Here is a 987-nt window from a genome sequence, read left to right as displayed (position 1 = left end):
ACCCTGCTCCCAGCGCTGATGCCCGGACTTGACGTTGATATGCCCGGCCCCGGAAAGAATCCCCGCTTCGGCGCCCCAGTTACGCGCCAGCTCCAGCGCACGCGGAGCGCTGACAGCGGCGTCGTTGTCGGAGGCGACCACCTGGCTCGGAAACGGCAATAAATCCGTCGGGATCGGCGCGAAATTACGCAGCGCGGGCGCACAGGTCGGGCGCTCGACATCCGCCGGCGCAACGAGCAACGCACCGCGGACCTGACGCAGGTACTGCACAGGCGCAGTGGCCGCCCAATGCGCAACGGTGACGCAGCCCAGGCTATGAGCGATGAGGATCACCGGGGTGCTGTCGGCAGTAATGGCTTCGGCCAGTGCGGCAACCCAGTCTTCCCGGCGCGGCGTCAGCCAATCGGCCTGCTCGACCCGCGCGCTGTTCGGCAGGCTGTTCTGCCAGTGGGTTTGCCAATGATCTTCTGGCGATCCTTGCCAGCCCGGCACAATCAGGTAGCGGATTGATTCGTTGCGCATGGGGAGCTCTCCTGCGGCGTGTCTGTTCCTGATCGAGTATAGGGAGGGGATTTATATTCGTTAAGGAATAAGAAGCTATTTATTAAGACCTGAAATGAATATGCGATGTGTGCATGGCTTGAAATCTTTTCCCCTCACCCCAACCCTCTCCCCAAGGGAGCGAGGGGGAAGGGAGCCGATCTTCATGCCGTTCAAATCTTGAGTTCGGCTCGAAATAACATGTCGGCGTACCTCGAACAATCACCTCGGTCAGTCCCCTCTCCCTCTGTGAGAGGGCTAGGGTGAGGGTTCTGCTTTTAATGCCAGGAATAAAAAAAGGGCCGCACCCTGCCAAGGAGACGGCCCCGGAAAAACGTTGAATCTGTTACCGCGCGGTGATCACCGACAATTTGGTAATTCCCGCCCGCTCGATCGAAGCCATGGCTCGTGCCACTTCGCCGTAGTTCACCCCGTCGTCGGCCTGCA

General features: G+C 60.1%; 1 protein-coding gene and 1 pseudogene. Both read right to left on the bottom strand.

Features of this window, described 5'->3' with window-relative positions:
• Positions 1 to 522 (bottom strand): alpha/beta hydrolase (locus DBR24_RS09875; RefSeq protein WP_146189009.1); only part of this gene is annotated, 522 nt, incomplete at its 3' end.
• 364 nt (positions 523 to 886) lie between these two features.
• Positions 887 to 987, bottom strand: a pseudogene (locus DBR24_RS31905) (biopolymer transporter ExbD); the annotation flags it as partial.

The sequence above is a fragment of the Pseudomonas sp. HMWF006 genome, from assembly GCF_003061205.1.
GTDB classification, from domain to species: Bacteria; Pseudomonadota; Gammaproteobacteria; order Pseudomonadales; family Pseudomonadaceae; genus Aquipseudomonas; species Aquipseudomonas monsensis.
Note: the sequence above shows the minus strand (reverse complement) of the source record. Positions and strands in the feature narration are given on the sequence as shown.